Here is a 1,060-nt window from a genome sequence, read left to right on the forward strand (position 1 = left end):
CCTTTACAGGCCTATTACGCGCAACCTTCGCAGGCGTCCTGCTCGATCTGTGTAGTCACGGTATTCTTATGGTTGGCATGGAGCTTCGTAAAAAAGGCGCAAGCCTTGGGCAAACCATGGCGTTTTTGATCGCTAGCCCATGGAACTCGCTTTCACTCACGATCATCATGATTGCATTAATCGGCTTAGAGTGGACGATCATCTTTATTCTGCTCTCAATGCTCATTGGAATTGCGGCCGGATGGATGTTTGATCGACTTGAAAAAAACGGAACACTCCCAAGCAACCCGAACGTACTGCCTTACGATCCCGATTTCAAATTCTGGCCCGAAGCTAAGCGCCAACTAAAGGGTGTGTCATGGGATTCAGCGCTTCTTAAACGCTTTGTTCAAGGAGGCATTAATGGCTCACGCATTATCATCAAATGGATATTGTTTGGCGTGTTGCTCGCTTCTGCTATTCGCGCCTTTGTGAGCCTAGAGCTTTTCCAAGATTACTTCGGTCCTACTTTGCTTGGTTTATTTGCGACCTTAGTCGCTGCGACCATCATTGAGGTCTGCTCAGAAGGCTCGACACCTATCGCGGCCGACTTGATGACTCGTGCCAATGCACCCGGTAATAGTTTTGGTTTTTTGATGGGCGGCGTCGCCACCGATTACACCGAAATTATGGTCATCAAAGACACCACCAAGTCATGGAAAACAGCACTCTATTTACCGCTGTTAACCCTACCGCAAGTGTTTGTGATTGCGTGGTTGCTTAATCAAAGCATTGGAAGTTAATGCTTCCAATGCTTTGATTAAGCATCGAGGCGCCATCATTCGTTTACTCTCAAGCTTAACTAATCTCTGAACACGTGCTCCTGCATTTCACGTGCTTGTTTGACGTCTGCGCAGTACTCAGCTGTTGGTCTTAAAAGTAATCGCGGAATACCGATTGGATCTCCAGATTCAATACAGTAGCCATACTCGCCCAGCCGAATCCGCTCTAAGGACTGCTGAATCTTAGGGAGTAGCTTTTGCTCTCGGTCAACAATGCGCATAGAAATCGCACATTGCTC

At 47.5% G+C, this 1,060-nt stretch carries 2 protein-coding genes; one reads left to right on the top strand and one right to left on the bottom strand.

The genetic code is table 11. The annotated features are described in order from the left end of the window. Positions 1-782, top strand: a 782-nt coding sequence (locus tag A3762_RS07020; protein WP_068754674.1) for a permease, incomplete at its 5' end; no start/stop codon positions are given. A 59-nt stretch (positions 783-841) separates the two neighbouring features. Here A3762_RS07020 and A3762_RS07025 read toward each other — a convergent pair. Beyond that, positions 842-1,060: TraR/DksA C4-type zinc finger protein (locus A3762_RS07025; RefSeq protein WP_197469108.1), on the bottom strand; the 219-nt coding region annotated here is incomplete at its 5' end.

It is taken from the genome of Oleiphilus sp. HI0125, from assembly GCF_001635355.1.